This window comes from Streptomyces sp. NPDC016677 (assembly GCF_055562815.1).
The window spans coordinates 173,073-180,240 of sequence record NZ_JBVHEO010000014.1 but is presented as its reverse complement, the minus strand read 5'-3'; the positions used below and the strand labels follow the sequence as shown (position 1 = coordinate 180,240).

The window sequence follows — 7,168 nt, the reverse complement described above, 5'->3', positions numbered from 1 at the left end:
GCCGTGTGGAACATCGACTCCTTCGACCAGTGGGGCGTCGAACTCGGCAAGGTCCTCGCCAAGCGCGTCGAACCCGCCCTCACCGAGGGCGCGGAGGTGCCGGGGCTGGACGCTTCGACCAAGGCTCTGGTCGGCGCCTACCGGGAGCTGCGCGGACGGCAGTAAGCACGAGAGAAAAGCGCGGACCCCCGCGCGCCCGAAGGCGACGGGGGTCCGTGTGCCGGAGGACGGCTACGCCGAGGCCGGCGGGTACAGCGAGCGCGGCAGTTGGGAAGCGGCCGCCGAGTCCAGCAGCCACAGGGTGCGGGCCCGGCCCCGGGCCCCCGCCGCCGGAGCCTGGATCTCGCCCGCGCCGGACAGGGCGATCGCCGCGGCCTGCGCCTTGTCCTCGCCGGCCGCCAGCAGCCACACCTCGCGGGCGGCCCGGATCGCCGGGAGGGTCAGGGACACGCGGGTCGGCGGCGGCTTGGGGGCGCCGTGGACGCCGACCACCGTGCGCTCGGTCTCGCGCACCGCCGGCAGCTCCGGGAAGAGCGAGGCGACGTGCGTGTCCGGGCCGACGCCGAGGAGCAGGACGTCGAAGGTGGGCACGGGGGCGTGGTTCTCCGGACCGGCGGCCCGGGCCAGCTCCTCCGCGTACGCCGCCGCGGCGGCGTCCACGTCGGGGCCGTACTGGCCGTCGGAGGCCGGCATCGCGTGCACCCGCTTCGGGTCCAGCGGCACCGAGTCCAGCAGGGCCTCCCGGGCCTGCGTGACATTGCGCTCCGGGTCGCCCTCCGGCAGGAAGCGCTCGTCGCCCCACCACAGGTCCAGCCGGCCCCAGTCGATGGCGTCCCGGGCGGGGGAGCCCGCCAGGGCGGCCAGCAGGCCGTTGCCGTTGCGGCCGCCGGTCAGGACCACGGAGGCGTAGCCCCGGGAGGCCTGGGCGTCCACGACACGGGTGATCAGCCGGGCCGCGGCGGCCTGGGCCATCAGTTCCTTGTCGCGGTGCACGACCAGCTGGGGAGTGTGCGTGCTCACTTCGCCGCCCCCCTCTTCACCGGCGCCTTCTTCCGCGCCGCGTCTTTCGCAGGTGCCTTGGCGGCGTCCTCGACGGGAGTGGGGACCGCGACGGCCTCGCCTCCTTTGCCACCGGCGGCACCCGTTGCGGCCGCGTTCTCGCGCAGCCGCTCCACGCCGTAGCGCAGCGCCGAGGCGTAGGTGTCGTCCGGGTCGAGCCGGCGCAGTTCCTCCGCGATCAGCTCGGCGGTGTCCCGGCGCTTGAGCGCCACCGCCCGGTTGGGCTGCCCCTGGACGGAGAGGTGGGCCAGCGTGCCGTCCGCCCGGTCCAGGGCGATCGGACCGCAGTCCGTCTCCATCCGGACGGCGGTGAGGCCGGGACCGGCGGAGTGCGTCCGCTTGACCGGCACGTCCAGCCGGTCCGCGAGCCACATGGCGAGCAGCTCGCAGCTCGGGTTGAACTCCTCGCCCTCCACCTCGACGCCCTGCACCTGGCAGTCGACCTGGTCCAGGGCCGCCGCCAGCATCGAGCGCCACGGCGTGATGCGGGTCCAGGACAGGTCGGTGTCGCCGGGGGCGTAGGCGCCGGCGCGGGCCGCCAGCTCCCGTACCGGTTCCTCGGAGGCGTAGGTGTCGGTGACCCGGCGCTGAGCCAGGGCGCCGAGCGGGTCCTTGGCCGGTTCCAGCGGGGCGTTCACCGGCCACCACACCACGACGGGGGCGTCGGGGAGCAGCAGCGGCAGGACCACCGACTGGGCGTGGTCGACGACGTCGCCGTACAGCCGCAGCACCACCGTCTCGCCGGTGCCCGCGTCGGCGCCGAGGCGGACCTCGGCGTCCAGCCGGGAGCGGGTGCGGTCCCGGGGGGAGCGCGAGACGCGCTTGATGACCAGGAGCGTGCGCGAGGGGTGCTCGTGCGCGGCGTCGCTCGCGGCCTTCAGGGCGTCGTAGGCGTTCTCCTCGTCGGTGACGATGACGAGGGTGAGCACCATGCCGACGGCCGGGGTGCCGATGGCGCGGCGGCCCTGCACCAGCGCCTTGTTGATCTTGCTGGCCGTGGTGTCCGTGAGGTCGATCTTCATGGCCGGCGCCAGCTCCGTCCGTCTCGCTCCAGCATCTCGTCCGCCTCGACGGGTCCCCAGGTACCCGCCGGGTACTGGGCCGGGGTGCCGTGGGTGTCCCAGTACTCCTCGATCGGGTCGAGGATCTTCCAGGACAGTTCGACCTCCTCCGTGCGCGGGAAGAGGTTGGCGTCGCCGAGGAGGACGTCCAGGATGAGGCGCTCGTACGCCTCGGGGCTGGACTCGGTGAAGGACTCGCCGTAGGCGAAGTCCATCGACACGTCCCGGATCTCCATCGACGTGCCCGGCACCTTGGAGCCGAAGCGGACGGTGACGCCCTCGTCGGGCTGGACGCGGATGACGATCGCGTTCGACCCGAGTTCCTCGGTGGCCGTCTGGTCGAAGGGGGAGTGCGGGGCGCGCTGGAAGACGACCGCGATCTCCGTGACCCGGCGGCCGAGCCGCTTGCCGGTGCGCAGGTAGAAGGGGACGCCCGCCCAGCGGCGGTTGTCGATGCCGACCTTGATCGCCGCGTAGGTGTCGGTCTTGGAGGCCGGGTCGATGCCCTCCTCCTCCAGGTAACCGACCGCCGCCGCGCCGCCCTGCCAGCCCGCCGCGTACTGGGCGCGGACGGTGTCCCGGCCCAGGTCCTTGGGGAGCCGGACCGCGCCGAGCACCTTGGTCTTCTCCGCGGCCAGCGCGTCGGCGTCGAAGGAGGCGGGCTCCTCCATCGCGGTCAGCGCGAGCAGTTGGAGCAGGTGGTTCTGGATGACGTCACGGGCGGCGCCGATGCCGTCGTAGTACCCGGCACGCCCGCCGATGCCGATGTCCTCGGCCATGGTGATCTGGACGTGGTCGACGTAGGACCGGTTCCAGATCGGCTCGAACATGGTGTTGGCGAAGCGGAGCGCCAGGATGTTCTGGACGGTCTCCTTGCCCAGGTAGTGGTCGATGCGGAAGACCTGGTCCGGGGCGAAGACCTCGTGGACGATGGAGTTGAGCTCCTCGGCCGACTTCAGGTCGTGGCCGAAGGGCTTCTCGATGACCGCGCGCCGCCAGGAGCCGCCCGACTGGTCCGCCAGTCCGTGCTTCTTCAGCTGCTGGATGACCACGGGGAAGGACTTGGGCGGCACGGACAGGTAGAAGGCGAAGTTGCCACCCGTGCCCTGCGCCTTGTCGAGTTCCTCGATGGTGCCGCGCAGCCGCTCGAAGGCCTCGTCGTCGTCGAAGGTGCCCTGGACGAAGCGCATCCCCTGGATGAGCTGCTGCCAGACCTCCTCGCGGAACGGCGTACGCGAGTGTTCCTTGACGGCGTCGTGCACGACCTGGGCGAAGTCCTCGTGCTCCCAGTCGCGGCGCGCGAAGCCGACGAGCGAGAAGCCCGGCGGCAGCAGACCCCGGTTGGCGAGGTCGTAGACGGCGGGCATGAGCTTCTTGCGTGACAGATCGCCGGTGACGCCGAAGATGACCAGGCCCGACGGCCCCGCGATACGCGGGAGCCGTCGGTCTGCGGGGTCACGCAGCGGGTTGCTGCTCGACAAGGGTCTCAGCCCTCCGAAGGGGCGAGGCGCTGGAGCTCGGCCTCGGTCGACTTCAGCAGGTCGTTCCAGGAACCCTCGAACTTCTCCACGCCCTCGTCCTCCAGGAGCTGGACGACCTCGTCGTAGGAGATGCCGAGCGCCTCGACCGCGTCGAGGTCGGCGCGGGCCTGCTCGTAGGTGCCGGAGACGGTGTCGCCGGTGATCTCGCCGTGGTCCTCGGTGGCGAACAGGGTCGCCTCCGGCATGGTGTTCACCGTGTTGGGCGCGACCAGATCGGTGACGTACATCGTGTCGCTGTACGCCTTGTCCTTCACGCCGGTCGACGCCCACAGCGGACGCTGCTTGTTGGCGCCGGCCTTCTCCAGGGCCGCCCAGCGCTCGCCGGAGAAGATCTCCTCGTACGCCTGGTAGGCCAGACGGGCGTTGGCGACGGCGGCCTTGCCGCGCAGCGCCTTGGCCTCGTCGGTGCCCAGCGCGTCGATCCGCTTGTCGATCTCGGTGTCCACACGGGACACGAAGAAGGACGCCACCGAGTGGATGTCGGACAGGTCCAGGCCCCGCTCCTTGGCCTTCTCCAGGCCGGTCAGGAACGCGTCCATGACCTTGCGGTAGCGCTCCAGCGAGAAGATCAGCGTCACGTTGACGCTGATGCCCAGGCCGATGACCTCGGCGATGGCGGGGATGCCGGCCTCGGTCGCCGGGATCTTGATCAGCGTGTTGGGGCGGTCCACCAGCCAGGCGAGCTGCTTGGCCTCGGCCACCGTCGCCTTGGTGTCGTGCGCCAGCCGCGGGTCGACCTCGATGGAGACCCGGCCGTCCTTGCCGCCGGTCGCCTCGTAGGTCGAGCGCAGGATGTCGGCGGCGTCGCGGACGTCCGCCGTCGTGATCATGCGGATGGCCTCTTCGACGGTCACCTTCCGGGCGGCCAGGTCGGAGAGCTGCTGGTCGTAACCGTCGCCCTCGGAGATCGCCTTCTGGAAGATGGTCGGGTTGGTGGTGACGCCCACGACGTGCTGCTGGTCGATCAGCTCGGCGAGGTTGCCGGACGTGATCCGCTTGCGCGACAGGTCGTCCAGCCAGATCGCGACGCCTTCATCGGAGAGGCGCTTGAGTGCGTCTGTCATCGGAAATGCATCTCCTACGTGTCGTTATACGAGCGTCAGCGCTGAGCCGCGGCGATCGATTCCCTCGCCTTTTCGACGACGTTCTCCGCAGTGAAACCGAACTCCTGGAAGAGCACCTTGCCGTCGGCGGAAGCACCGAAGTGCTCCAGGGAAACGATGCGGCCGGCGTCCCCGACGTAACGGTGCCAGGTGAGACCGATCCCGGCCTCGACGGCGACGCGGGCCTTCACGGACGGGGGCAGGACGCTGTCCCGGTACCCCTGGTCCTGCTGCTCGAACCACTCCACGCACGGCATGGAGACCACGCGGGTCGGCACGCCGTCGGCCTGCAGCCGCTCGCGCGCCTCGACGGCGAGGTGCACCTCGGAGCCGGTGGCGATGAGGACGACCTCGGCGTCGCCGCCCTCCGCGTCGAACAGCACGTAGCCGCCCTTGGCCGCGTCGTCGTTGGCCTCGTAGGTCGGCACGCCCTGGCGGGTCAGCGCCAGACCGTGCGGCTGGCCCTTGCCGAACTCCTTCGTCCAGCGGCGCAGGATCTCGCGCCAGGCGACGGCCGTCTCGTTGGCGTCGGCGGGACGGACGATGTTCAGACCCGGGATGGCGCGCAGCGAGGCCAGGTGCTCGACCGGCTGGTGGGTCGGGCCGTCCTCACCGAGACCGATGGAGTCGTGCGTCCACACGTACGTCACCGGCAGGTGCATCAGGGCGGACAGGCGGACGGCGTTGCGCATGTAGTCGGAGAACACCAGGAAGGTGCCGCCGTAGATACGGGTGTTGCCGTGCAGCGCGATGCCGTTCATCTCCGCGCCCATGGAGTGCTCGCGGATGCCGAAGTGGATGGTGCGGCCGTACGGGTCGGCCTCCGGCAGCGGGTTGCCCTCGGGCAGGAACGACGACGTCTTGTCGATCGTCGTGTTGTTCGAGCCGGCCAGGTCGGCGGAGCCGCCCCACAGCTCGGGCACGACCGCGCCGAGCGCCTGGAGCACCTTGCCGGAGGCGGCACGGGTGGCGACACCCTTGCCGGTCTCGAAGACCGGGATCTTCTCCTCCCAGCCCTGGGGCAGTTCGCCCTTGGCGATCCGGTCGTACTCGGCGGCGCGCTCGGGGTTGTTGTCCCGCCACTGCTGGTACGCCTTCTCCCACACGGCGCGGGCCGCCCGGCCCTTCTCCAGCGCCCCCCGGGTGTGGCCGATGACCTCGTCGGAGACCTCGAAGGTCTGCTCCGGGTCGAAGCCCAGGACGCGCTTGGTGGCCGCGACCTCGTCGTCGCCGAGCGCCGAGCCGTGCGCGGCCTCGGTGTTCTGCGCGTTCGGCGCGGGCCAGGCGATGATCGAGCGCATGGCGATGAACGACGGCCGGTCGGTGACCTGCTTGGCCGCCTCGATGGCGTCGTAGAGGGCGTGGGGGTCCAGGTCGCCGTCGGGCTTCGGGGCGACGCGCTGGACGTGCCAGCCGTAGGCCTCGTAGCGCTTGACGGTGTCCTCGGAGACGGCCGTCTCGGTGTCGCCCTCGATCGAGATGTGGTTGTCGTCCCACAGCAGGATCAGGTTGCCGAGCTTCTGGTGGCCCGCGAGGGAGGACGCCTCGGCGGAGATGCCCTCCTGGAGGCAGCCGTCACCGGCGACGCAGTAGACGAAGTGGTCGAAGGGCGACTCGCCGGCCGGGGCCTCGGGGTCGAACAGGCCGCGCTCGTAGCGGGCGGCCATCGCCATGCCCACCGCGTTGGCGACACCCTGGCCGAGCGGGCCGGTGGTGGTCTCCACGCCGGTGGTGTGGCCGTACTCGGGGTGGCCCGGGGTCTTCGAGCCCCACGTCCGGAAGGACTTCAGGTCGTCCAGCTCCAGGCCGAAGCCGGCCAGGTACAGCTGGGTGTAGAGGGTCAGGGACGAGTGTCCGGCGGACAGCACGAAGCGGTCGCGTCCGACCCAGTCCGCGTCGGCGGGGTCGTGCCGCATCACCTTCTGGAAGAGGGTGTAGGCGGCAGGTGCCAGGCTCATCGCCGTACCCGGATGGCCGTTACCGACCTTCTGTACGGCGTCGGCGGCCAGGACGCGGGCCGTGTCTACGGCCCGCTGGTCCAGCTCGGTCCACTCGAGGTCTGTGATGGTCGGCTTGGTGCTCACCCTGGGTCAGGGCTCCTCTCCACATGTCGGTTGCCGGTGTGCGCGAAACGCCCACCGGCTGCCGGCGTTCTTTCGGCATCGGCCGGCCGCTGTCGAGCCTACCCCCGTAAGTACGTGCGCTTTTCCCCGCTATTCCAGACTGCCGGGAGTCTGTGTGATCCGCCTGCCGACCGGGTGAAACGGCATTCGGCAAGTGAATACGGAGGCGCTCATCTGACTGCTCAATCGACTCCGCGTACGCACGTCGGAGCACGGTCGCCAACACGACCCCACCCCCGCGAAGGCCGGGGTACGGGCAACGTCTAAAGTGGCGTGGTACG

General features: G+C 70.9%; 6 protein-coding genes. 1 reads left to right on the top strand and 5 read right to left on the bottom strand.

The features are described from left to right. A partial coding sequence (locus ACZ3IG_RS29060) for a hypothetical protein (RefSeq protein ID WP_467435754.1) occupies nucleotides 1-165 on the top strand: 165 nt, incomplete at its 5' end. A gap of 66 nt (nucleotides 166-231) precedes the next feature. Here ACZ3IG_RS29060 and pgl read toward each other — a convergent pair. Genes pgl through tkt form a run of 5 tightly spaced genes read right to left on the bottom strand, consistent with a single transcriptional unit; the run spans nucleotide 232 to nucleotide 6,848 of the window. Next, the gene (pgl, locus tag ACZ3IG_RS29055; protein ID WP_467435744.1) at nucleotides 232-1,020 is read right to left on the bottom strand and encodes a 6-phosphogluconolactonase; all 789 of its coding nucleotides are present in this window, start codon (nucleotides 1,018-1,020) and stop codon (nucleotides 232-234) included. Beyond that, nucleotides 1,017-2,081: a glucose-6-phosphate dehydrogenase assembly protein OpcA gene (gene opcA / locus ACZ3IG_RS29050; protein ID WP_467435743.1), complete on the bottom strand. Its 1,065-nt coding sequence runs from the start codon at nucleotides 2,079-2,081 to the stop codon at nucleotides 1,017-1,019. The genes pgl and opcA overlap by 4 nt, the downstream gene beginning before the upstream one ends. Beyond that, nucleotides 2,078-3,610, bottom strand: a complete 1,533-nt coding sequence (zwf, locus tag ACZ3IG_RS29045; protein WP_467435753.1) for a glucose-6-phosphate dehydrogenase — start codon at nucleotides 3,608-3,610, stop codon at nucleotides 2,078-2,080. Before zwf ends, opcA begins: the two co-directional genes overlap by 4 nt. Continuing rightward, nucleotides 3,607-4,725 carry a transaldolase gene (gene tal, locus ACZ3IG_RS29040; RefSeq protein ID WP_215165532.1) on the bottom strand — a complete coding sequence of 373 codons (1,119 nt, stop codon included), beginning with the start codon at nucleotides 4,723-4,725 and terminating at the stop codon, nucleotides 3,607-3,609. Before tal ends, zwf begins: the two co-directional genes overlap by 4 nt. A gap of 35 nt (nucleotides 4,726-4,760) precedes the next feature. Then, the gene (gene tkt, locus ACZ3IG_RS29035; RefSeq protein WP_467435742.1) at nucleotides 4,761-6,848 is read right to left on the bottom strand and encodes a transketolase; all 2,088 of its coding nucleotides are present in this window, start codon (nucleotides 6,846-6,848) and stop codon (nucleotides 4,761-4,763) included. Between the last annotated feature and the right edge of the window lie 320 nt (nucleotides 6,849-7,168).

What these genes read in the sequence shown, in the direction of transcription:
- opcA (WP_467435743.1), bottom strand. Translation starts at nt 2,081, where the DNA reads ATGAAGATCGACCTCACGGACACCACGGCCAGCAAGATCAACAAGGCG.
- tal (WP_215165532.1), bottom strand. Translation starts at nt 4,725, where the DNA reads ATGACAGACGCACTCAAGCGCCTCTCCGATGAAGGCGTCGCGATCTGG.